Annotated in this window: 17 protein-coding genes and 2 pseudogenes; 5 read left to right on the top strand and 14 right to left on the bottom strand. The window is 71.3% G+C overall.

Going from position 1 to position 21,716, the window contains the following annotated elements:
• Positions 1–89: 89 nt before the first annotated feature.
• Positions 90–653, bottom strand: a pseudogene (locus tag ACZ7MF_RS15665) (TetR/AcrR family transcriptional regulator); the annotation flags it as partial.
• 129 nt (positions 654–782) lie between these two features.
• Here ACZ7MF_RS15665 and ACZ7MF_RS15660 point away from each other — a divergent pair.
• Positions 783–2,252, top strand: coding sequence for an MFS transporter (locus ACZ7MF_RS15660; protein WP_471477351.1), 1,470 nt, complete (start codon positions 783–785; stop codon positions 2,250–2,252).
• A 77-nt stretch (positions 2,253–2,329) separates the two neighbouring features.
• Here ACZ7MF_RS15660 and ACZ7MF_RS15655 read toward each other — a convergent pair whose 3' ends face one another.
• The 4 genes and pseudogenes from ACZ7MF_RS15655 to ACZ7MF_RS15640 all read right to left on the bottom strand — a co-directional run bounded on the left by ACZ7MF_RS15655 (position 2,330) and on the right by ACZ7MF_RS15640 (position 7,413).
• Complete coding sequence (locus ACZ7MF_RS15655) at positions 2,330–2,872, bottom strand: DinB family protein (RefSeq protein WP_471478838.1); 543 nt, start codon at positions 2,870–2,872, stop codon at positions 2,330–2,332.
• A gap of 88 nt (positions 2,873–2,960) precedes the next feature.
• Positions 2,961–3,260: pseudogene (locus ACZ7MF_RS15650) on the bottom strand (AraC-like ligand-binding domain-containing protein); the annotation flags it as partial.
• A gap of 29 nt (positions 3,261–3,289) precedes the next feature.
• Complete coding sequence (locus ACZ7MF_RS15645) at positions 3,290–5,212, bottom strand: Na+/H+ antiporter NhaA (RefSeq protein WP_471477350.1); 1,923 nt, start codon at positions 5,210–5,212, stop codon at positions 3,290–3,292.
• Positions 5,213–5,370: 158 nt separating this feature from the next.
• Entirely contained in the window at positions 5,371–7,413 is a 2,043-nt protein-coding gene (locus ACZ7MF_RS15640) for an NPCBM/NEW2 domain-containing protein (protein ID WP_471477349.1), read from the bottom strand.
• A 290-nt stretch (positions 7,414–7,703) separates the two neighbouring features.
• Here ACZ7MF_RS15640 and abc-f point away from each other — a divergent pair, with 290 nt between their 5' ends.
• The gene (gene abc-f / locus ACZ7MF_RS15635) at positions 7,704–9,353 is read left to right on the top strand and encodes a ribosomal protection-like ABC-F family protein (RefSeq protein ID WP_471477348.1); all 1,650 of its coding nucleotides are present in this window, start codon (positions 7,704–7,706) and stop codon (positions 9,351–9,353) included.
• A gap of 44 nt (positions 9,354–9,397) precedes the next feature.
• On the opposite strand, the gene ACZ7MF_RS15630 is transcribed toward abc-f, so the two are convergent.
• The gene (locus ACZ7MF_RS15630) at positions 9,398–10,156 is read right to left on the bottom strand and encodes a DeoR/GlpR family DNA-binding transcription regulator (protein WP_471477347.1); all 759 of its coding nucleotides are present in this window, start codon (positions 10,154–10,156) and stop codon (positions 9,398–9,400) included.
• 48 nt (positions 10,157–10,204) lie between these two features.
• Between ACZ7MF_RS15630 and ACZ7MF_RS15625 the strand changes: the two genes are divergently transcribed.
• Both ACZ7MF_RS15625 and ACZ7MF_RS15620 read left to right on the top strand, forming a co-directional pair.
• Complete coding sequence (locus ACZ7MF_RS15625) at positions 10,205–10,588, top strand: DUF4406 domain-containing protein (protein ID WP_471477346.1); 384 nt, start codon at positions 10,205–10,207, stop codon at positions 10,586–10,588.
• Positions 10,585–11,319 carry an NUDIX domain-containing protein gene (locus ACZ7MF_RS15620; RefSeq protein ID WP_471477345.1) on the top strand — a complete coding sequence of 245 codons (735 nt, stop codon included), beginning with the start codon at positions 10,585–10,587 and terminating at the stop codon, positions 11,317–11,319. Before ACZ7MF_RS15625 ends, ACZ7MF_RS15620 begins: the two co-directional genes overlap by 4 nt.
• 19 nt (positions 11,320–11,338) lie before the next feature.
• Here the strand turns inward: ACZ7MF_RS15620 and ACZ7MF_RS15615 are convergent, their stop codons facing one another.
• Together ACZ7MF_RS15615 and ACZ7MF_RS15610 are read right to left on the bottom strand one after the other, a co-directional pair.
• Positions 11,339–12,610: an alpha-L-fucosidase gene (locus ACZ7MF_RS15615; RefSeq protein WP_471477344.1), complete on the bottom strand. Its 1,272-nt coding sequence runs from the start codon at positions 12,608–12,610 to the stop codon at positions 11,339–11,341.
• 80 nt (positions 12,611–12,690) lie between these two features.
• On the bottom strand, positions 12,691–13,305 hold the full coding sequence (locus ACZ7MF_RS15610) for an NUDIX hydrolase (protein ID WP_471477343.1): 615 nt from the start codon (positions 13,303–13,305) through the stop codon (positions 12,691–12,693).
• 143 nt (positions 13,306–13,448) lie between these two features.
• On the opposite strand from ACZ7MF_RS15610, the gene ACZ7MF_RS15605 reads away from it, so the two are divergent.
• A complete protein-coding gene (locus tag ACZ7MF_RS15605; protein WP_471477342.1) occupies positions 13,449–14,117 on the top strand; it encodes a Type 1 glutamine amidotransferase-like domain-containing protein in 669 nt (222 codons plus the stop codon).
• A gap of 39 nt (positions 14,118–14,156) precedes the next feature.
• Here ACZ7MF_RS15605 and ACZ7MF_RS15600 read toward each other — a convergent pair whose 3' ends face one another.
• From ACZ7MF_RS15600 to ACZ7MF_RS15575, 6 genes are all read right to left on the bottom strand, one after another.
• On the bottom strand, positions 14,157–15,356 hold the full coding sequence (locus tag ACZ7MF_RS15600; protein WP_471478835.1) for a Gfo/Idh/MocA family protein: 1,200 nt from the start codon (positions 15,354–15,356) through the stop codon (positions 14,157–14,159).
• A gap of 144 nt (positions 15,357–15,500) precedes the next feature.
• A complete protein-coding gene (locus ACZ7MF_RS15595; protein ID WP_471477341.1) occupies positions 15,501–16,658 on the bottom strand; it encodes an ROK family transcriptional regulator in 1,158 nt (385 codons plus the stop codon).
• Positions 16,659–16,749: 91 nt separating this feature from the next.
• Positions 16,750–18,249: a glycoside hydrolase family 36 protein gene (locus tag ACZ7MF_RS15590; RefSeq protein ID WP_471477340.1), complete on the bottom strand. Its 1,500-nt coding sequence runs from the start codon at positions 18,247–18,249 to the stop codon at positions 16,750–16,752.
• Between the two features lie 70 nt (positions 18,250–18,319).
• Positions 18,320–19,669: an ABC transporter substrate-binding protein gene (locus ACZ7MF_RS15585; protein ID WP_471477339.1), complete on the bottom strand. Its 1,350-nt coding sequence runs from the start codon at positions 19,667–19,669 to the stop codon at positions 18,320–18,322.
• A 74-nt stretch (positions 19,670–19,743) separates the two neighbouring features.
• Entirely contained in the window at positions 19,744–20,634 is an 891-nt protein-coding gene (locus ACZ7MF_RS15580; RefSeq protein ID WP_471477338.1) for a carbohydrate ABC transporter permease, read from the bottom strand.
• A gap of 10 nt (positions 20,635–20,644) precedes the next feature.
• Positions 20,645–21,598, bottom strand: a complete 954-nt coding sequence (locus ACZ7MF_RS15575; RefSeq protein ID WP_356867508.1) for a carbohydrate ABC transporter permease — start codon at positions 21,596–21,598, stop codon at positions 20,645–20,647.
• Between the last annotated feature and the right edge of the window lie 118 nt (positions 21,599–21,716).

Below are 21,716 nucleotides of genomic sequence, written 5' to 3'. Positions count from 1 at the left end.
GTCCTGCCTGCCGCTGGAGTACTGACGGCCTGTTCCGCCCCTGACGCGGACCGTCGCCGGGGGGCGCACGGATCAGGCTCCGTGTCCCGCAGCAGCCGGTCCACCAGCCCTTCGATGTAGTCAGGGGTGAGCGGCACCACGCCGAACAGCACGCGGATGTACATGGGGGCCAGGACGTGGTCCAGCACGTCGAGCGCGTCGGGTGCGGGCTCGCCGCGGTCGCGGGAGCGATCGAGCATGGACTGCAGTTGCCGGGTGCGTTCGGCGCGCAGGTCGGCCCCCGCCTGCCGCCCCGGCCGGCCGCTGTTCGACAGGGCGACCGCCAGGTGCAGTACCGCCGGACCGTCGGGCCCGGTGATCTCGCGGGCCACTTGGGCCGCGTACGTACGCAGGTCGCCGGCGAGGCTCCCGGTGTCGGGCATCGGGGACTGCGCATCGAGGCGGGTGAGTGCCACGTCGGTGAGCAGGGTTTCGAGGCTGCCCCACCGGCGGTAGATGCTGCTGTCGGCCACGCCCGCGCGGGCCGCGACGTCGCCGACGGTGAACTTGCCGTAGCCGCGCTCACTGATCAGATCGGTGACGGCCTGGTGTACCTGCGCACCGACACGGGCACTGCGCCCGCCGGGTCGCCGGGCTCGCTGTCGCTCGTTCATGCTCCCCACCTTAACGCAGTCAGTACTTGCGTTTACGGGAAGGGTCTCCCTATAGTCACCTAACGCAGTCGCTGACTGCGTTAGGTGCGCTCGGGTGGCCGGGCGCAGCCGACGACGGAGGGGGACCCCATGACCGCACCGCATGCGACCGTAGGCAGTCGCTCGGACCGGGCCGTGCTGCTCACGGTGACCTGCCTGGGGCAGTTCATGGTGCTGCTCGACAACACGATCGTCGGAGCGGCCCTGCCCGACATGCAGGAGAGCCTGCACACGCAGCTGACCGGACTGCAATGGATCGTGGACGCGTACGTACTGCTGGTCGCCATGCTGCTGCTGTCCGGCGGGGTCTTCGCCGACCGGTTCGGCCGCAAGCGGGTGTACCTGACCGGTGTGGCCGTGTTCACCGTCGCGTCGTTGCTGTGCAGCCTCGCGCCCTCACTGGGCTGGCTGGTCGCCGGCCGGGTGCTGCAGGGCATCGGGGCCGCGGCGCTGAGCCCTGCCTCGCTGGCCCTGCTCGCCGCCGCCCACCCCGTGCCGCAAGAACGAATCCGGGCGATCGGGCTGTGGGCCGGAATCAGTGGAATCGGTCTGGCCGCAGGCCCCGTGGCCGGGGGCGTACTGACGGACGCCTTCGGCTGGCCCGCCATCTTCCTTGTCAATCTGCCCATCGGCGTGATCCTGGTGCTGGTCGGCCTGCGCCACCTCGGCGAGTCCCGCAACCCCGGCGCACCCGCGATCGACGTCCCGGGCACCGCACTGTCCGTTCTGGCAGTGGGGGTACTGACCTACGGGCTGATCGAGGGCGGTGCCCGCGGCTGGACCTCACCGGTCATCCTGGGCAGCTTTGCCACCGCGGTGGTCCTGCTCGCCGCCTTCGTCGCCGTCGAAGCCCGCCGCGACGCTCCGATGCTGCCGCTGCGGCTGTTGCGGCAGCGCCTGTTCACCGTGTCCAACACCGCCATGGTCGTGGTGGGATTCGCGCTCATGGGCTCGTCGTTCTTCTTCTCCCAGTTCTTCGTGTACGTCCAGGGCAGCTCGGTCCTGCGGGCCGGCCTGCAGACCCTGCCGGTGTCCGTGGCCATGGTGATCGTCAGCCCGTACGCAGGCCGGCTCGCCGCCCGGTACGGCTTCCGCGTCGTGGTCACCGCCGGCCTCGCCCTGGCCGCCCTGGGACTGCTGGCGCTCGGCACGGTGCACGCCGACACCGGTTACGGGAACGTGTGGTGGCGGCTGGGACTCGCCGGCGCCGGCTTCGCCCTGGCCATGTCCCCGCTGACGGGCGCCGCCATCCAAGCGGTCAGCCCGCAGGAGGGCGGCCTCGCGTCGGGCATCAGCAGCACCACCCGACAGATCGGCGCGGTGCTCGGCGTCGCGGTGCTCGGAGCCGTCGTCCGCACCCGGCAGTCCGGCGGCGCCTCCTTCGAGACCGGCCTCAACAGCGTCTTCCTCGCGGCCGGAGCCGTCACTGCGGCCGCCGCCGTGTTCACCGGCCTGTGGCTGCCGAGGTCCGAGTCCGCGCAGGACTCCGCGCCCCCCGCGCCTGCCGTCGGCGCCGACCCGGTCACATCCCCGAACGAGGCCTCGGCGCACAGCCGTTGACCGCCACTACGACGACCCCGGCGGCGCCACGGACTTCCAGCACCGCCACGTCCTCCACGCCCAGGGGCCGGAGCGCCTCAGGTCAGGACCAGCCACCGGCGGCCGTCGATCAACTCCCGGGCGGCGTCGAGGTGGCCGGCGTGGCACGCAGTCTCGGTGATGACGTGCAGCAGGACGTCGCGCAGGGTGTGCAGGTGCGGTTCGCCGAACAGGTCGTGCGGCCACCAGGCCAGTGCGGCGTCGGCAGGGGTGGCGGTGATGACGGCGTCGGCGAGTTCCGCCTCCCGCCGATATCGGTCGAGCACGTCGACGGCCGGTACCTCGGAAGCCACCTTCCACGCTTCGTCACCGCTCGTCAGACCCTGGATGACCTCCTCGTTCCCGGCGAGGACCGCTCGGAACCAGAACCGCTCCACATCGAGCGCCAAGTGCTGGACCAGCCCCAGACAGTGCCACCCGGAAGGCAGCACGGGCCGTCGGAGATCCTTCGCGTCGAGCCCGTCAAGGATGCCGAGAACGTGGCGTCGCTGTCCGTCCAGGACCCGAAGAAGCGCCTTTATTTCACTGCCCGGCGTGGTACCGCTCAAAGTTTCTGTCACGGTCACCCAGGATCCCCGAATCCCTGCGGCCGCGCAGGGAGTTGTCGATCTTCACCGGGAGGGGCGGGAGTGGTTCTGGTCGCGCCAGGCCCGAGGCGAGAGCCCGTCAGGCCGCCGACAGATCGGGGTCGGCCAGGTGTGCCCGGCTGTACTGAGTGATCCGCAGGCCGAGCGTCGACTCCAACGGACCTCTGGCAAGGCCCGAGTTGCCGTACTGGGTCGTCAGGACGGCGCGAAGGAGTTCGGCGCCGGGCTCCACGACGGCGTCCGCGTGCACACCCTGGTGCAATGCGTTGTCGGCGGCCAGTTGGGAGAAGTAGGTGAAGGCGAGAGGCGCAACGGGATTGCCGGGCCCCAGGGCGACTGAGCTGGTGTCCCGCAGCAGCCGGTCGGGGAGTGCGAGTGCCGCGATATATCGCCTGCCTCACCCCCCCCGTTCTAGTCACCACGGCGTCTTGTCGGCGCCGGCCTCTGCTCCTGAGGCCGGCGTCCGGTCAGCGCACGCTGCCGGGCCAGCTCCACCGCCCGCGTGAGCGCGACGATGTCATAGGCGCCGTGATGGCGGCGCCCGTTGACGAAGAACGTGGGCGTCCCGGACACCCGGCTCAGATCCGCCGAGTCGACGTCCTCCGCCACCCGCCGGGCACCGCGATGCTCCCTGAGGTCCTGTCGGAATCGCTCGACGTTCAGACCGAGCTCACCGGCGTAGCGCAGCAGGTCCGGCGGACTGAGGGCGCCTTGCCGTTCGAGCAGCAGGTCGTGCATCTCCCAGAAGCGGTCCTGCCGGGCAGCGGCCTCGGACGCCTCCGCGGCCAGCTGGGCCCTGGGATGAACGTCCCTCAGCGGCAAGTGCCGCCACACATAGCGAACGTCGCTCTCCTGACCGAGGAGCTGCCGCACCACGGGTTCGGCCTGTCCGCAGTACGGGCACTCGAAGTCCCCGTACTCCACCACCGTCACCATCGCGCTCTCGGGCCCGCGGATGCGGTCGTGCCGCCCGTCGACGGGCACGGCCAGGTCCGTCAGCGGGTCGACGTCGCCCAGCAGCGCCCGCGCCCGGCGTCTTTCCGGCAGCAGACCGATCACCGCGGTCACCGCCCAACTGGTCAGGAACGCGCCGACCAGCGTGACCAGGATGCCGATCCGTGCCTCTTCGAGTTCCGCACCCTCGAATGCCAGGGACGCGATGAGCAGCGACACGGTGAACGCCGATCCGGCGATCGCCCCGCCGACGGTCACCGACCCCCAGCCCACGTTCGGGCGCAGCCGTCCACCCGAGAGCAGGCGCGCGGCCGCCATGGATCCGACCGTGCCGACGATCTTGCCCACCACGCAGCCGAAGACGATGCCCAGCGTGATGGGTGAGGCGAAGGCGTCGGCAAGGGCGGAGCCGGAGAGTTCGATACCGGCGTTGGCCAGGGCGAACAGCGGGACGATGCCGAAGCTCACCCACGGCAGGAACCGCTGCTCCAGCCGCTCGTTCGGCGAGATCGCCGCGTCCAACCCCTGAACGGCGCTGCGGTGCAGTTCGGGCGTCGGCTGCTCGCGAAAGAGCCGGAACAGCCGGCTCGCCCGCTCCAGATCCCCGCGGGGTGCGGGGTAGGCCGCCACCAGGGCACCCACGGCCAGACCCGCGACGACCGGGTCGACCCCGGCCTCGTGCAGCGCCACCCACACCACCACCGACAGCACCGCGCAGTACAGGGCCTTGCGGAAGCCTGCCAGGCGCAGCAGGGCGATCGCCAGCAGCGTGCAGACGGCGACCACCAGGGCGGGCGGACGGATGTCGTCGCTGTAGAAGACGGCGATCACCAGCAGTGCGACCAGATCGTCGACGACGGAGATCGACAGCAGGAACGCGCGCAACGAGGCGGGCAGCCGAGACCCGAACACTGCCAGCAGGCCCAGCGCGAACGCGGTGTCGGTGGACATGGCGGTGCCCCAGCCGTGCACCGATTCCCGCCCCGCGTTGACGACGACGAAGATCAGGGCCGGGACGACCATGCTGCCCAGACCGGCGATCGCGCTGAGCAGCAGCCAGCGGCGGTCGCGCAGCTCTCCCACGTCGAAGTCCCGCCGCGCCTCCAGGCCCACCACGAAGAAGAAGAGGCTCATCAGCCCCGAGTTGATCCACTCATGCACGGTGAGCGAAAGGCGGTGCGTGTCGAATCCCACGGTGAACCGGGCCTGCCACACCGCCTCGTAGGAGTGCGGACCCACGTTCGCCCAGACCAGGGCGACAGCGACCGCCGCCAGCAGAAACACCGCACTGCTCGTCTCGGTCTGCACGAAGGTCCGCCATCGCGCCGTGCTCCGAGCAGAGGGGCTCGGCGTCGCTTCCTCGGGCTCCTGACCACTCACGACGCCGATTATCACTGCTTGGGGCCCATTTGCCCGGAGCCCTCTCCCTCCTGACACGGAAGTCCGCTGAGTGGCACCAACCAGAACGGTCCGACCGTGCGACTTCGTGCTGGGGCCGGCAGCCGTCGGACCGGCGTCCGGCTGCGTCCGAAGGCGGCTCAGGTGCAGGTGACCCGCAGGTCCGCCCAGTCCGCGTGGTCGTATCCGCTGCCGTCTCCGCCGTCCGACACCACCAGGCGGACGACGTCCGCGCCGGAGACGTCGGCGGAGAGCGCGTGGGCGGGGTCGGCGTTGGTCAGGGTGCCCGTCGACGCGGCCCGGGTCTCGTCGGCCCAGACCTCGAAGGCGACGCTGCCCTTGTCGCCCGACTCGTCGTCGACACCGACCTGCGCGGTCACCTTGTCGCACACGCCGCCGAGGTAGTACTCGACGCTGCTGGACGCGTGGACGCCGAGTCCCTTGGCGAAGGTCGTGCCGCCGATGGTGATCGGATTGCCGTCGTTGGCGTCGCGCTCGCCCACGCTCTGGTCCCGTTCGACGGGGCCCCAGCCGTTGGTGGCGCTCAGCGGATCGGCGTCCGACAGAGCGGACTCGCCCGCGGGCAGGAGAACGCCGACGCGCACGGTGAAGGGTGCCGTGGAGGTGAGCCAGGAACCGGAGTGCGTGCGGTGCCTGGCAGTGAGCGTCAGGATCTGGTCGCCGGTGGACGTGCCCGCGGGGACGGCGACGTCCCAGTGCGTCGCCAGGGTCGCGCCCGGCTTCAGGGCCCGGGCCGACGTGGCGGACCTGGGGGTGACGCGCCAGCCGTCGGGGCCGGTCAGGGCGACGCTCACCGAGTGGGCCGCGGTGCCGCCCAGGTCGGTGGCCTCGGAGGTGATCCGCACGGTCCGCCCGGCCTCGGTCACCGTGTCGCCGCCCGCGTGCACGTCCACGGCGGGTGGGTACTGGGCCCACTTCTTGTCGGCGTGCACCCGCACCAGCACGGTGCCGTGCGCGGGCACCGTCGCGGCGATCCTGCCCGTCGTGTTGGTGTCACTGTGCTTCCAGAGGTCCCGCATGGTGTAGCCGCGCGACTTCGGCAGGCCGACGGCCTTCGCGGTGGTCTCGATCCGCTGCGCGCGGGAGCCTTCGTTGAACAGCGCGACCGCCCGGCTGCCGTCGGCCAGCTCCTTCGACACGACCCACCGGCCGCTCTCCGAGGAGACGACCTCGCCCTGCTTGCCCAGGGGGTCCTGGTCCACGGCGATGACCTCGTCGTTGGTGAGGATCTCGAACGCCGACTCGGGCGCCGTGCGCAGGTCGGTACCGATCAGCAGCGGGGCAGCCATGATCGACCACATGGAGAAGTGCGTACGGTACTCGGTGTCCGTCATGCCGCCGTTGCCGACCTCCAGCATGTCGGGGTCGTTCCACCCGCCGGGACGTGCGTACTGGGCGAGCTCGAGGTTGCTCTTCATGATCGACGACATCGATCCCCAGGAGTCGTTGATGTCCCCGGTGGTGCGCCAGAGCTGGCCCAGGTCGCCCGCCCACTCCCAGGGCTTGTTCTCGCCCCACTCACAGATGCTGTAGACGATCGGCCGGCCGGTCGCCGCCAGCGCGTCGCGCATGGTGGTGTAGCGCTGTTTCGCGTCGATGCCCTGGTTGTTGCAGTTGTCGTACTTGAGGTAGTCGACACCCCAGTCGGCGAACTGCCGGGCATCGCTGTACTCGTGGCCCAGCGCACCGGGGAAGCCGATGCTGCTGCACGTCTTCGTGCCGGCGCTGGTGTAGATGCCGAACTTCAGGCCCTTGGAGTGGACGTAGTCGGCGACGGCCTCGATGCCGTTCGGGAAGCGCTTGGGGTCCGGCACCAGTTGGCCGTCGGCGTCGCGCTCCGGCAGTGCCCAGCAGTCGTCGAGGTTGACGTACTCGTAGCCGGCGTCCTTGAGACCGCGCTCGACGAAGAGGTCGGCGATGCCTTTGACCATCGACTCGTCGAACTCGTCCCTGCAGTGCGTGGAGTTCCAGTTGTTGAAGCCCATCGGCGGCGTGAGGGCCAGTGGCTCGTGGCCGGACGATGCCGGAGCCGGGCCCGGCGCGGCGGCCGGGGCGGCCTGCGCGCTCACCGCCAGGCCTCCGGTGGTGAGCAGTGCGGCGGTGATGGCGCCCAGGGCTCTGCGCCCGATGACGCGCGGTACACGCATGGGAAGGTGACGCATTGTCATGTTCCTCCGCGGCTCGTCGGCAGCGGGTGCGTGCGGAAGCACGCACCGTCAGCGCGCGCTCACAGTAGAGGCGTGGCGGGCTGATGGAAAGAGTGCGGTCGTGATTGATTCTGCGCGCCGTTTCGGACTGTGTTCCACAAAAGCGCAGAGTGGTCGCCTTGCGGCGAGACGCTTCGTCTTGTTAGGGTGACGGTATGGCTTTCCTCTTCTTCGTCTGAGTCCGGGCACGGCCCCTGCCGCCGTTTCTGCTGCCCGTAGACCCTTCGTATGCACAGGGAAGCTCCATGCGCGATCGCGCCCATACCGCCCTGCCCACCGCCACCGCTGTGGCACAGCTGTCCGTCAGGTCCGTCACCAAGTCGTACGGCACCCGGACCGTCCTCGATCAGGTCTCCTTCACCGTCCGGCCGGGCGAGAAGGCGGCCGTCGTCGGTGAGAACGGCTCCGGCAAGTCCACCTTGCTTCGGCTGCTCGCCGCGGCCGAGACGCCGGACGCCGGGGAGGTCACCGTCCGCTTCCCCGGCGGAACCGGCCACCTCGCCCAGACCCTCGGCCTCGATGCGGACCGCACCGTACAGGACGCCGTCGACCTCGCGCTGAGCGACCTGCGCGACATGGAGCGAAGGCTCCGTGCGGCAGAGCAGTCCCTCGCCGACGCGTCGGAGGAGGAACTCGCCGCGTACGGAGAGCTGTTGACCGCCTTCGAGGAACGCGGCGGATACGAGGCGGATGCCCGGGTGGATGCCGCCGCGCACGGACTCGGGCTGGCCGGGATCACCCGGGAGCGTCTGCTCGGCTCCCTGTCCGGTGGCGAGCAGTCGCGCCTCGCCCTCGCCTGCACCCTGGCGGCCGCCCCCGAACTGCTGCTCCTCGACGAGCCGACGAACCACCTCGACGCGGCGGCCGTGCGCTGGCTGGAGGAACACCTGCGCGCACACCGCGGCACCGTCGTCGCCGTCACGCACGACCGCGGCTTCCTGGAGCGCATCGCCACCACGATCCTCGAGGTCGACCGGGACGAGCGCACCGTGCGCCGGTACGGCGACGGGTGGGCCGGCTACCGCGCCGCGAGGGCCGCCGCCCGGCGCGGAGCGGAGCAGCGGTACGCGGACTGGACGGAGGAGGTGGCCGCGGCGGAGGAACTGCTGGCGGCCGCCGCCCGGCGCCTGAGCACCACCGGCCGCGACCCGAAGCAGGGCTTCGGCAAGCACCGCCGCTCCAGCGAGGCGAAGCTCGGCGGGCAGGTGCGCTCGGTGCGGGAGCGCCTGGACCGGCTGCGGCGCGACCCGGTGGCGCAGCCGCCGGTACCGCTCCGGTTCACGACGGCACTGCCGTCGGCAACCGGCGGCCCGGCGCAGGGCACACTCGCCGAGCTCACCGACGTACGGGTCGGGCGACGGCTGTGGCTGGAAGGGCTCCTGGCGATCGAGCCCGCAGGGCGCCTCCTGGTCACGGGCGAGAACGGCGCGGGAAAGACGACGCTGCTCCGCGTGCTGGCGGGCGACCTGCGGCCGGACGCGGGCTCGGCACGGCGCCCCGCCCGGATCGCCTACCTCGCCCAGGAACTGCCCGCGCACGCCCCCCGGCTGCCGCTGCTGGCCGCGTTCGCCGCCGGGCGGCCCGGGCTGCCGGACGAGTACGCCGAACAGCTCCTGTCCCTGGGCCTGTTCCGCGAGCAGGACCTGCACGTCCCGGTCGCCGCTCTGTCCGTCGGCCAGCGGCGGCGGCTGCAGATCGCGACCCTGGTGACCCGGCCCGCAGACCTCCTCGTCCTCGACGAGCCGACCAACCACATCGCACTCGACCTGGTCGAGGACCTCCAGGCGGCGCTCGCCGCCTACCCGGGGGCGGTGGTGGCGGTCTCGCACGATCGCGACTTCCGTGCGCGCTTCGAAGCCGAGCAGCTGGAACTGCACGCCGGCCGCAGACGCTGACCCGGTCCGGGCCGCCCGACATCGACTGACACGGCGCCGCGCCCTCAGCCCGCCGCCAGCACTTCGACGCCGCCTGACGTGAGCCGCTCGATCACCGGATCGTGCGGCGGCGTGTCCGTGATCAGTCCGCTGATCTCCTCCCAGGGCAGGACGCGGTACCGGGATGCGGTGCCGATCTTCTCGGACGAGGCGAGGACGTAGGTGTCCGCGGCGCGCGCGGCGAGGGCGCGCTTCATCGCGGCGTCCTCGGCGTCCCCGGTGGTGAGTCCCGCCTCGGGATGCACGCCGGTCACGCCGAGGAGGAAGAGGTCGGCGGAGACGTTCTGCGCGGCCTCGACCGCCGCCGCGCCGCAGGCGACCGCCGAGTGCTTGAACAGACGGCCACCGAGCACGAACACCTCGGCGCGCGGATGGTCGAGCAGGGCGGCGGCGATCGTCGGGCTGTGAGTGATCACGGTGCAGTCGAGGTCCTCGGGGAGCGCGTGGACGACGGCCAGGGCGGTCGTGCCGCCGTCGAGGATCACCACGCCGCCGGGCCGCACCAGCGCGGCGGCCGCCGAGGCGACCCTCCGTTTGCCGTCCGGGGCCACGTTCTGCCGGGCGCCGTAGTCCGCCACGGCGGGCGAAACGGGGAGCGCCCCGCCGTAGACCCGCTGGCACAGCCCCTCGCTCGCCAGGTCGCGCAGGTCGCGCCGCACGGTGTCCTCGGAAATCCGCAGCTCGGCGGCGACGTCCTTGGCGACGATCTTGCCCTGCCGGGCAAGCAGACCCAGTAGATGGTCCCGCCGTTCAGCAGCCAGCATCCGTATTCTCTCCTGTTCTTGCACGTTTCTGCATGTATCGTAGCGCCCGTGACCGACAAGCCCATGCTCATCCTCGTCGCCGGGCCCTATCGCTCCGGCACCGACGGCGACCCCCAGGCCATGGCCGCCAACCTCGCACGCCTCGAAGCGGCCGCGTGGCCCGTGTTCGCCGCCGGCCACCTCCCCGTCATCGGGGAATGGATCGCCCTGCCCGTGCTGCACTCGGTCGGCGCGGGCCCCACCGACCCCCTCGCCGACCAGGTGCTGTACCCGACCGCGGAGCGCCTCCTGGCCCGCTGCGACGCCGTACTGCGGCTGCCCGGCGACTCCAGGGGAGCCGACCAGGACGTCGCCCACGCGCGCCGTCGCGGCCTGCCCGTCTACCACGACGTCGCGCAGATACCGGTCCTCGACCGGCAGGCGGAGCGGTGAGGGCCCGCCCGGGTGTGGACGTCCCGGACCACCGTGGCCGGACCGGCCTCGACCGAGCGGGACGCGAGCTCGACCGGAACCCCGGCGTCGTGGTCCGCGACGTCGAGCTCACCTCGCGGGGCTGGCACGTCCTGCGGCGCACCACCTTCGACTACCGCCGCCGGGACGGGCGCTGGGAGACGCAGGCGAGGGAGACCTACGACCGCGGCAACGGCGCTGTCGTCCTGCCCTACGACACCGGACGCGGCCGGGTCCTGCTCACCCGCCAGTTCCGCTACCCGGCGTACGTCAACGACCACCCGGACGGGATGCTCGTCGAGGCGGCCGCGGGGCTGCTCGACGCGGACGACCCGCCCGCCGCCATCCGCCGGGAGGCGGCCGAAGAGCTCGGCGTCCACCTCGGCCCGCTCACCCACGTCCTTGACGCCTACATGAGCCCCGGCTCCGTCACCGAGCGCCTGCACTTCTTCGCCGCCCCGTACACCCCCGCCGACCGAACCGGAACCGGCGGCGGCGTCGAAGAGGAGGGCGAGGACATCGAGGTCCTCGAAGTGCCCTTCACCGAAGCCCTCGCCATGACCCGCGACGGGCGCATCGCCGACGGCAAGACCATCCTTCTCCTGCAGTGGGCGGCCCTGCACGGCCCCTTCGCACCGCATCCGGCGGACACGGACGGCACCACCCCGCCACGTCGGCGCCGCTCAACCGCGTCGGCCGACGCGGCGACGTGACGCCCCGTCGGCGCCCGTCTCACACCCGGCCCGGACCGGTGTACAGCTCCAGCTCGCCGTCGAGTTCGAGGGCGAGGACGCTGCCGTGCGGGGCGAGGTCCGCCGGTGCGGGCGCCTCGATCCACAGGTCTCCGGGGACATCGTGCAGGCCACCGGTGCGCCGGTGGGCGAGTTCCGTCCCGGCGCCCAGGACGCTGACCCGGCGTACGGCGTTGCGCAGGCCACGGACGCAGACGGTCTCGCTCGGCGGGTCGAAGCAGACGAGGTAGAGCGTACGGCGGTCGGGGGAGAGGGTGCTCGGACCGTAGTGGTGTCCCGGCGGCAGGCCCCCCACGGTGCCGTGGACGGCCGCCGAGTGGCGCCGTATCCAGTCGCCCAGCCCTTCGAGCCGTTCAGCCTGTTCCGGAGTAATGGTGCCGTCCGCGCGCGGGCCGACGTTGAGCAGGAGGTTTCCTCCCATGCCGATCGTCTGCGCGAAGTACCGCACGAGTTGCCCCACCGTCTTGTGGTTCACATCCTGTGGCCGGTGTCCCCAGGAGTCGTTGACGGTCAGACACAACTCCCAGTCGGTCTCCGGCGCCGAGATCGGCAGACCCTGTTCGGGTGTGGCGTAGTCGCCGTGGCCGAGCAGCCGGGAGTTGCACACCGTGTCGGGTGCCAGATCACGGATCAACCGCGCCAGTTCGGACATCCGCCACTGCTGGGCCGAGCGCTCCCACTCGCCGTCGAACCAGAGCAGATCCGGTCCGAACCGGGTGAGCAGCTCGCGCACCTGGCCGTCCCGGTAGCCGAGGTAGCGCTCCCAGGCACGCGGGTCCTCGGCACCCGGGGCGGGGGAGACGTAGGGGCTGTCGACCAGTTCGGGATGGGGTGGTCGGGGGTGCCGTACCGATGCGTAGTCCGGATGGTTCCAGTCGGAGTGCGAGTAGTACAGACCGGCCCTGAGGCCCCGGGCGCGCATCGCGCTCACGTACTCGGCAACCAGATCGCGTCCCGCGGGGGTGCGCCCGACCACGCTCAGGTCGCTCAACCGCGTGTCCCACAGGGCCACTCCGTCATGGTGCCGTGCCGTCAGCACGGCGTAGCCGGCCCCGGCACGCGCGAAGAGCCCGGCCCAAGCGGTGGGATCGAAGGCGGAGGCGGTGAAGCCGTCGAGTTGGCGCATGTACCGCTCGTGCGGCACCAACTGGTCGAAAAGGGCCCAGGACTCGGGCACTCCGTCCACCGAGTAGATGCCGTAGTGCACGAATATGCCCAGCTTGGCCTCGTTGAACCAGGGTTGCATGGTCATGGTGGACCGCCCTCGCGGGACTCTTGGTGGACACGTGCCGACAACAGCCGCCCCTCTCGAGCAGGGGACCGCCGCAATTCTCACCCACCCCGGCCCGCCCGCGCCCACGCCAGCTTCCGTGTGAAGCGGTGCATGTGAGGGTCGAGCAGTTCGGCCGGCTCGGCGAGAACCTGCTCGTGAGTCAGCCATCGGACGGCGCTGAACTCGCCCCGGTCGTAGTCGGTGACGGTGTGGGCATCGGCGTCGAGGAGGTACCACAGCGAGACGTCGGTGTGCGCGCCCTGCCCCCGGGTTCCGGTGACGGTCAGGAAGAACGGAAGCTCGCCCGCGACGGGCGACGCCACCGCCTCGATGCCCAGCTCCTCACGGCACTCGCGGACCACCGCGGCCCACGGGTCCTCACCCGGCTCGACGTGTCCTCCGGCAGGCAGCCACAGCCCCGCCTTGCGGTGCGCCACGAGCAGCAGTTGCCCGCGCGTGTCGTCGAGGACGGCGAAGTAGCTCACCAGGTGCATGGGCGGAACATCCGGCTTGCGCACCCGGTGGATCGGGGCGCCGCCGGTGATCCACCGGCTGGCGGACTCCAGGTGGGTGCGCTCCAGGCCGTCCCACGGCTCGACAGCACCGATCAGATCGAGGAGGTGGGCCCGCGGCTCGTCGAGGGCCGCCTTCAGCGGGTGGTCGCTTGAGGTCATCGGCGCATCCTGGCAGGCGCCACTGACAACCGCCCGTCGGGTCACCCCCGGTCGGGACGCCTTGGGCCACGACGGCCGGAGCCGCGTCGACCCGGCCCGGGGATGGTTTGCGTGCCGTCCGTCGGCCGTGCTTGGCTCGCCCGATGAACTTCCTGTTGACGGCGAGCGGCCTGCGCAACGAGACACTGCGGGATGCGCTGCGGGACATGCTGGGCAAACCGTTCGGATCGGCGAACGTCGTGTTCGTTCCCACGGCATCCGTCGCGGACCCCGGGGACCACGGGTGGGTCGTCGCGGACATGAACCGCCTGCACGGCCTCGGCTGGAAGGAGTTCGACATCCTTGAGCTGAACGGCCTGCCCCAGCAGATGGTGCTCGACCGGCTGCTCCACGCCGACGTCGTCTACGTCGAAGGCGGCAACCACTACCACCTCGCGCGCAGCATCACCGGCAACGGCCTGGCCGACGGCTTCCTGGAGGCGCTGCGGAGCCGTGTCTACGTGGGGGTCAGCGCCGGGTCGATGATCTTCAGCCGCAATCTCACCGGACACTCCGCCGACGTCATCGGGGACGCCGCGGACCTCCACGCACTCGGTGCGACGAGCGTGGAGCCGCCGTTCGGCCTCTTCGACTGGTACCTCAAGCCCCACCTCTACTCGCCCGACTTCCCCGAGCGGGACGACGCCTGGGCTGATCGGATCACCGCGCGGGCGGACTTCCCGATCTACTTCATCGACGACGAGACGGCGGTTCGCGTCAGAGACGGCAAGGTGGACGTCGTTACCGAGGGCCGGTGGCGCTTCCACCCGTGATGCGGCCGGAATCCGGCCCTCGACCCGACCGGTGGTCGGTCAGATCCCGCCGACACCTTCACCGGGGCTGCGGACCGCTCCCGTCGGCCCCCCGGTGGGCTGGTGCTGCTCGAAGTGGCGGACGATCGCCGGGTCGAGTGGGGGAACGTCGACCGGTGTGCTGCCGGAGCGCAGCGACGTCGTGGCGGCGACCGCGGCGGCGACCGCTTCGCGGGCGGCCACGGGTGAGGTCTCGGTCGGGCCTCCGGCGGCGGCGAAGCGCAGGAACTCCTCGACGAGGGCCCGGTCCGCGCCGCCGTGCGTCTCCTCGTCGGACGCCACGACCGGAACGGAGAGGTCGGCGTCGGCACGGTAACCGGAGCGGCGCCGGTTCCACACGTCGATCCGTGCGGAATCGCCGTCGATGCCGTCGCCGAAGTTCTCCAGGCGGCCCTCGTCGCCGATGACGGTGTAGTTGCGCCAGTAGTCCGGCGTGAAATGGCACTGCTGGTAGCTGGCGAGGACGCCGTTGTCCAGGCGGGCCAGCATCATGCTGATGTCCTCGACGTCGACGACGGGATTGAGGTCGCGCAGGGCGGACGGCGGCCAGACCTCCGGGTCGAACCAGTCGGGCATGCGCTGACCCGGCGGCACCGTCTCCTGCGTGGCCCGGCGCGGGTTGTCGCCGTAGACGGCCAGCGCACCCTGGGCGACCACGTTGCGGGAGTAGCCCCCGGCGAGCCAGTGGACGACGTCGAGGTCGTGGGCACCCTTCTGCAGGAGCAGTCCGGTGGTGTTGGCCCGCTGCGCGTGCCAGTCCTTGAAGTAGAAGTCCCCGCCGTGGCCGACGAAGTGGCGGCACCACACCGCGCGGACGCGGCCGACCGCGCCGTCGTCGATCAGCTCGCGCATCCGCCGCAGCATGGGAAGGTGACGCAGGTTGTGGCCCACGTAGAGCCGGGTGCGGGAGCGGAACGCGGCCTGGAGCAGCGCGTCGCAGTCGGCGACGGTGATGGTCAGCGGCTTCTCCACGAACACCGCCACGCCCGCCGCGAGGAAGAACAGCGCGGGTTCGGTGTGCAGATGGTCGGGGGTGAGGACGAACACGGCGTCCAGCTCGTCGTCGAGCATCCGCTCGTACCGTTCGTGCACTGCGACATCCGCGCCGAACAGATGCCTGGCGTCCTCCTGACCCCGCGGGTCCGGGTCCGCGCAGGACACGATCCGGGCCGTGCCGGAGCGGTTCACCAGCGCGGCCATGTCCGCGCGCTGTCCCACGCCGACGACGCCTACGCGCAAGTGCCGGTCCGGTATCTGGTCACGGGTGCTCACTGGGCTGTCCCTTCGTTCCTGTCGGGTGTTGCGTACGGGCGCCGGGCGCCGGGTCCGTGCCCGGCCCCGCCGTCAGCGTCGCGGTGCGGTCGGCGCCGCCAGACCGTCGCTCAGCAGCCGGCTGTCGACCTCGTCCAGGGCCAGCCGCACCGCCCCCAGCGCCACGCTCTCGTCGCCGAGCGTGGAGGCGCGCAGCTCCGGCATCCGCAGACAGTGCTTGGTCAGCTCGCGGTGCAGGGGATCGAGGACCACGTCGGCGGACCGGGAGAAGCCGCCGCCGTAGACGACGACCTGGGGGTCCAGGGCGAGGACCAGGGCGGCCACCCCCACCGCGAGGTCGCGGGTGTAGCGCCGGACGGCCGTCCGGGCGTCCCGGTCGCCGTCCCGGGCGGCCTGGAAGACCCAGGCCGCCGCCTCGCCCTCCGCGGCGGTCGCCGGCATCCCCGGGCAGTTCTGCAGGTGGTCGGGCGCGGTGAGCCACCGTACGGCCTTGAGGGCGCCGATCTCTCCCGCGGCGCCGCCGTGCCCGCGGCGCAGGGCGCCGTCGAGGATGAGACCGGCGCCGGTGCGCAGACCGGCGAGGAGGTAGACGATGTCGTCGGCGTCCTGCGCGACGCCCCGCCACCGTTCGGCGACGGCGGCCAGCTTGCAGTCGTTCTCCACCTGTACGGGGCAGGAGAACCGGGCGCCGAGATGGGCGGCCGGGTCGGCCTCGCTCCAGCCGGGCAGCGGGCTGGACAGCGAGGTCCGGCCGCTGCCGTCGACCGGACCGGTCACCCCGACGGTCACCGCCCAGATGTCGCCCGGGGCCATGCCCGCGCTTGCCAGCACCTCGTCGACGACCCGGTCCACCGCCGCCAGCCGCTCCGCGGGCGCCGCCTCCGGGGCCGCCGGGTGGCGCACGGTGCGCACCAGGTTCCCCTCGAGATCGCTGAGCACCACGAGGATCTTGTGCACGCCGATGTCGATGCCCAGCACGTGCCCGGCGGTGGCCCTGAACCGGTACCGGCGGGCGGGACGCCCCACCACGCTGCTGGCCCCCGGCTCCTCGACCTCCGCCCAGCCGTCGGCGACCAGGGACTGCACCAGCACGTCCACCGCGGGACGGGACAGGCCGGAGCGGGACGCCAGCTCGGTGACCGTGGAGGGCGGGTTGCCGCGCAGTGCTCCCACGATGGACAGCTGGTTCATCTCGCGCATCCGGGACATGTCCGTTCCGGTCGTCGCCATGTTGGTGCTCCCTGGAGGCGTTGCGGTGGCCACCGCCGAATATTGCTGAAGAGTTTACTAATCCGTGGCGGTGGCCGCGTGCGGTACGAGGTCAGGCGATGGGATAGCGCTGCTCGTCGCCGGGTGCCACGGCCGCGCCGAAGTCCACCTCCCGGCCGTCGAGCGCGAAGCGGTAGCGGCCGAGCCGGCGCACCTCCCGCCGACCGGACAAGTACGCCTCCATCGCCCGCAGTTCCTCCGGTCGCAGCCACCCTGGCGGGTCGGAGACGGCCCGGAAGCCGCAGACGTCGGCCAGGTCGCGCAGCAGGCCCTGCTGCTGGTCGGTCAGCAGGTTGAGGCGGCTGCGGAAGTACACGACGTCCGGGTCGACCTCCAGCAGCGGCGACTGCCACAACCGGTGCACCGTGTTGACGACCGCGTTGCGGGCCAGCGCGTCGGACGGGTCCTGTGTGGCGTAGTGCTCCCACATCGGCGCGACGTCGGGGCCGCTGCGGATGGCGTCGACCAGCCCCAGCGAGGGCAGCAGCGGGGCACCGCTCCCGAGGAGGTAGGCGTCCGGGCCCGCCGCCTCCCGGACGATCGAGAGGCCGGTGCGGTAGGCCTCCTCGCGGCCCACGTCGGCGAAGCGCACGCCGGGTACGGCGGCGGCGCCGACGAAGTCGAGCTTGAGGTAGGTGAACCCCCACTCCCCGACGACCCGGCGGATCGTCTCGCGCAGGTGCTCCTGCGCCGCGGGCAGTGTGAGGTCGAGCGCCCAGTAGCCGACGCCCCAGTTGTGCCCCGCGACCACCGGCTCGCCGTGCCCGTCGCGCAGCAGCAGCTCGGGCCGCTGCCGGGCGGTGCGGGAGCCGGGCAGAACGATGAACGGGGCGATCCACAGTCCGGGCCGCAGCCCGGCGTCCGTGATCCGGTCGGCCAGCGCCCGCATCCCGGACGGGAACTTGTCGTTGGCCTCCCAGTCGCCCACCGCCCGCTCCCAGCCGTCGTCGACCTGGACGACGTCGAAGGGCAGGCCGCGCAGCGCCGCGACGTCCTTCGTGAGCTGCTCCTCGGTGATGTTCTCGTAGTACGCGTACCAGCTGCACCACACGTTCCCGGCCCGCTTGTCGCTGCGCCCGAGCCGGTCGCCCAGGTGCCGTGCGTAGGCGGCGAACACCTCCTCCTCGCTGCCGAGGGCGAGGAACCAGGGCGCTCCGTCCCGTTCGTACCACCCGGCGAGGGTGTCCCGGTCGGCGGTCAGGCGGGGGACGTCGAGGCCGAGCGCGCCGAGCAGCAGCACCTGCCCGTCCGGCCCCTCCAAGGCTGCGACGGCGGACGAGTGGTGGCGGGCGGGGTCGTCCCACACGGTGTCGTCGGCGGTCAGACGGCGTTCGGCGCTGTCGATCCGCAGGGGCGCCTCGGAGAGCCGGCGCCAGCCGCACGGGCTCCACGAGTTGTGGCCGTGACGATAGAAGAGCGCGTCCCCGAGACCGTGGAGCACGGCCGTCCGGCCGGGTGGCAGCAGCAGGCCGCCTGCCACGGCTCGGGGCGGTGCTTCGCCTTCGAGCTCGACGGCGAGGGTGCGCCCGCCGAGTTCTACGAGCTGGGCCATGGGTCTCCTTGCGTTGCGGTACGTGCGGTACGGGTGGGGCTTGCGGTACGGGGAGGTCAGGCGCCCGCGCCTAGTCGAAGAGGTCGTTCACCTTGCCGTTGACCGACTCCAGGGCATCGGCGGCGTCCTCCTGGCCGAGGATCGCCGACTGGATGGCGTCCTGCACGAGGGGGCTGATCTCGGTGCCGTGCTCGGTGACGGGAAGCTGGAAGGTGACGCCCCTCGTCCCGACGGCGTCGGTGAAGGCGCGCACGTCGTCACCGTCGGCCTCGTGTGCGGCGAGAGCCTTCTCGGTGGAGCTCTTCAGCGCGGGGAAGACGACACCGTGCGCGGCGACCCGGTCCTGGCAGTCGGCCGACGCGAGGTACTTGACCAACTTCCACGCCTCCTCCTTGTGGTCCGTGCCGGCCCAGACGGAGTCCGCCAGGCCGTTGAGGGCGCTCTTGCGGCCCGCCGGGCCGACCGGCATCGGCGCGAACCCGAAGTCCTGCTTGACCTTGGGCCCGGTGAAGCTGGAGACGGTGAAGGAACCCGCGAGCGACATGGCGCCCTTCCCGGCGATGAGCAGTTCGGTCCTGGCCACGCTCGACTGCTGGTCGAGGCGGGGCGCGTAGCCCTTGTCGATCAGGTGCCGGAACCACGAGACGGTCTCGGCGAGTCTGGGATCGTCGAACCTGTAGTGCGTGCCCCAGGGGTTCTTGTCGAGGTACTCGAACCCGTTGGCGGCGGCGAAGTTGCCCCAGCCGTTCTGGCCCTGGGCGCCGTCGGCCCATTCGGGCAGGAAGCCGTAGACCTTCACGTGGTTCTTGTCGAAGGCGGGGTCGAGACCGTTGCGCCCCTCGCTGTCCACGGTGGCCTTGGCGATCACCTGCTCCAGGGTGCCGCCGTCCGCCGGGTTCCACGTCAGGTCGTTGAGGGCGGCGGGATCCACGCCCTGCCTCTTCAGCATGTCGGTGTTGTAGACGACGGCCATGGTGTCCCAGTCCTTGGGCAGGCCGTAGCGTTTGTCGTCCTTCACCCAGGTGTCGGCGAGGCCCGCCTGGTAGGCGGAGACGTCGAGCCCGTCCCGCTCCACGTAGGGCTGGAGGTCCAGGAGCTGGTTGCCGGCGGCGAACTGCGGATAGTAGGTGGCCTGGTTGGTCCACACGTCGGGCGCCTCGCCGGAGACCAGTTGCGTGGTGAGGTTCTGCCAGTACTGGTTCCACGCGGTCTGCGTGATCCTGACGGCGATGTCCGGGTTGGCCTTCTCGAAGGCGGTCGCGCACTCCTGGTAGGCGGGCAGCTGGAGGTCGTCCCACAGCCAGTAGTCGACGGTGGTCCGCCCGTCGCCCGCCTCGTCCGAGCTGCCGCAGGAGACGAGAGTGGTGAGGGCGGCCAGACACAGCAGGGCCGCGCCGGCGCGCAGGTGTCGGGGTCTCATCGCGAGGGGCCTTCCTGGCTCGTACGGGTTCGGTTGGGGGCGGTGGGGGCAGACGGTGGCTCCGCGGGGGCGGGTCACTTCATGCCGGTGAAGTTCAGGGACTCGACGAGCCGGCGGCCGAGGAGAAACAGGAGGACGAGCACGGGCAGTAGGGAGAGGGCGGACCCGGCCATCAGCCCGGTCCAGTCGGGCTGGGTGTTGGGTGACTGCTGCTGGAAGATGCCGAGGGCGACGGTGAGTACCCGCGTCTCCTCGTCCCGGCCGGACAGCAGCGGCCACAGGTAGTCCTTCCAGGCCCACACCGTCGTGGTGAGTCCGACGGTGAGCAGCGGGCCGCGGGTCATGGGCATCACCACCCGCCAGAAGATCCCCCAGGGGCCCACGCCGTCCAGGATCGCGGCCTCCTCCACCTCGCGGGGGACCGACAGGAAGAACTGCCGCAGGAAGAAGACCGCGAACGGCGTCATCAGCACGCTCGGCGCGACCATGCCGACGAAGGTGTTCAGCCAGCCCAGGTCCTTCACCAGCACGAAGTTGGGCAGCACGGTGAAGATCGGGGGCACCATCAGCGCGGCGATGAGCACCCCGAAGACCACGTCGCGACCGGGGAAGCGCAGCCGGGCGAAGGCGTAGCCGGCCATCGCGCAGAACAGCGTCTGCAGCACCGCGATCAGCCCGCTGTAGACCACCGAGTTGAGCAGGTACCGCAGGAAGTCGACCTGCGCACCGGAGCCGCCGGCCGCCACGGCCTCCTCCTGGCTGGTCAGCCCCAGCACCCGCAGGAAGTTGATCATCGTGGGGTGGTCCGGGACCAGCCCGGTGGAGTCGGTGTACAGGTCGGCCGCCGGCGTCAGAGCGGTACGGACCATCCAGTAGAAGGGGAAGACGGTCGCGAACAGCGCGACGACGAGCACGGCCCACGCGGCGATCCGGCCGGGGGAGACCTTGGTCCTGATGCGTGTCATGGTCTGCTCCTCAGGCCAGGTCCGAGCGGGAGGCGCGCAGCAGGCGCATCTGTACGGCCGTCAGCACGCCGAGGATGAGCGCGAGCACCACGGCCACGGCGGAGGCGTAGCCCATGTGGAAGTTGGTGAAGGCCTGTTCGTAGATGTAGTAGTAGATGACCCGCGTGGCGCTGACCGGGCCGCCCTTGGTGGTGACCGCGATCGTGTCGAAGATCTGGAACGAGCCGATCAGTGACACCACCAGCACCAGCGAGAGCACCGGCCGCAGCAACGGCAGCGTGATCCTGGTGAACATCCGCCACTCACCGGCGCCGTCCAGCGAGGCGCTCTCGTAGAGGTACTGCGGGACCTGAAGCATGCCGGCGTAGAGCAGCAGCGCCGTGTAGCCGGTGTAGGCCCAGGTGTTGACCGCGGCCACGCTCGGCATCGCCCAGTCGGGGGAGGTGAAGAAGCCCGTGGTGCCCATGCCCAGGGAGTTCAGTACGTGGTTGACCAGGCCGAGGTTGGTGTCGAGCAGCCACATCCACAGCAGGCCCACGGTCACGTTGGGCACCAGCCAGGGGACCAGTAGCATCGCCCGCAGCGCCACCGACCGGGTCAGACGGTGCATCAGCGTCGCCAGGACCAGCGCCAGCAGGGTCTGCGACACGATGTTGACCAGCACGTAGTAGCCGGTGACCTGCAGTGCGTTCCAGAACTGCTCGTCGCCGATCAGCCGGCTGTAGTTGTCCCCGCCGACGAAGTCGGGCGTGGCTATGAGGCTGTAGTCGGTGAGCGAGTAGTAGATGCCCCGCACGGTCGGATACGCGTAGAAGAGCGCGAAGCCGAGCAGGGCCGGCGCCAGGAACAGCCACGCCGCCTTCCGGTCGTCGCGGGGCCGTCGAGGCCGGCGCGGCGCCGAGGCCTCGCCCGGCGACGTGCCGGCGCCTGCGTGCGGTGGCGCCACCGCCGTGTGTGCGCCCATGGTTCCCCTCCGAAGGGATTTGCGCCGCACCTCTTGCCAGTGGGGCACCCTGGAGAACATATTGATGAGCAAGAGCGAAACTTTGTCAATGCTGTCGCATAAAGGCGAGGCCGGTCGG

It is taken from the genome of Streptomyces sp. NPDC111628 (genome assembly GCF_055635195.1).
The sequence above is the reverse complement of the archived record's forward strand: the minus strand, read 5'-3'. Positions and strand labels throughout refer to the sequence as shown.

Bases quoted from the DNA above. Each gene is read 5' to 3' on its own strand.
- ACZ7MF_RS15660 (WP_471477351.1), top strand. From the start codon at position 783: ATGACCGCACCGCATGCGACCGTAGGCAGTCGCTCGGACCGGGCCGTG.
- ACZ7MF_RS15640 (WP_471477349.1), bottom strand. From the start codon at position 7,413: ATGCGTCACCTTCCCATGCGTGTACCGCGCGTCATCGGGCGCAGAGCC.
- abc-f (WP_471477348.1), top strand. From the start codon at position 7,704: ATGCGCGATCGCGCCCATACCGCCCTGCCCACCGCCACCGCTGTGGCA.
- ACZ7MF_RS15630 (WP_471477347.1), bottom strand. From the start codon at position 10,156: ATGCTGGCTGCTGAACGGCGGGACCATCTACTGGGTCTGCTTGCCCGG.
- ACZ7MF_RS15615 (WP_471477344.1), bottom strand. From the start codon at position 12,610: ATGACCATGCAACCCTGGTTCAACGAGGCCAAGCTGGGCATATTCGTG.
- ACZ7MF_RS15610 (WP_471477343.1), bottom strand. From the start codon at position 13,305: ATGACCTCAAGCGACCACCCGCTGAAGGCGGCCCTCGACGAGCCGCGG.
- ACZ7MF_RS15605 (WP_471477342.1), top strand. From the start codon at position 13,449: ATGAACTTCCTGTTGACGGCGAGCGGCCTGCGCAACGAGACACTGCGG.
- ACZ7MF_RS15600 (WP_471478835.1), bottom strand. From the start codon at position 15,356: ATGGCCGCGCTGGTGAACCGCTCCGGCACGGCCCGGATCGTGTCCTGC.
- ACZ7MF_RS15595 (WP_471477341.1), bottom strand. From the start codon at position 16,658: ATGGCGACGACCGGAACGGACATGTCCCGGATGCGCGAGATGAACCAG.
- ACZ7MF_RS15590 (WP_471477340.1), bottom strand. From the start codon at position 18,249: ATGGCCCAGCTCGTAGAACTCGGCGGGCGCACCCTCGCCGTCGAGCTC.
- ACZ7MF_RS15585 (WP_471477339.1), bottom strand. From the start codon at position 19,669: ATGAGACCCCGACACCTGCGCGCCGGCGCGGCCCTGCTGTGTCTGGCC.
- ACZ7MF_RS15580 (WP_471477338.1), bottom strand. From the start codon at position 20,634: ATGACACGCATCAGGACCAAGGTCTCCCCCGGCCGGATCGCCGCGTGG.
- ACZ7MF_RS15575 (WP_356867508.1), bottom strand. From the start codon at position 21,598: ATGGGCGCACACACGGCGGTGGCGCCACCGCACGCAGGCGCCGGCACG.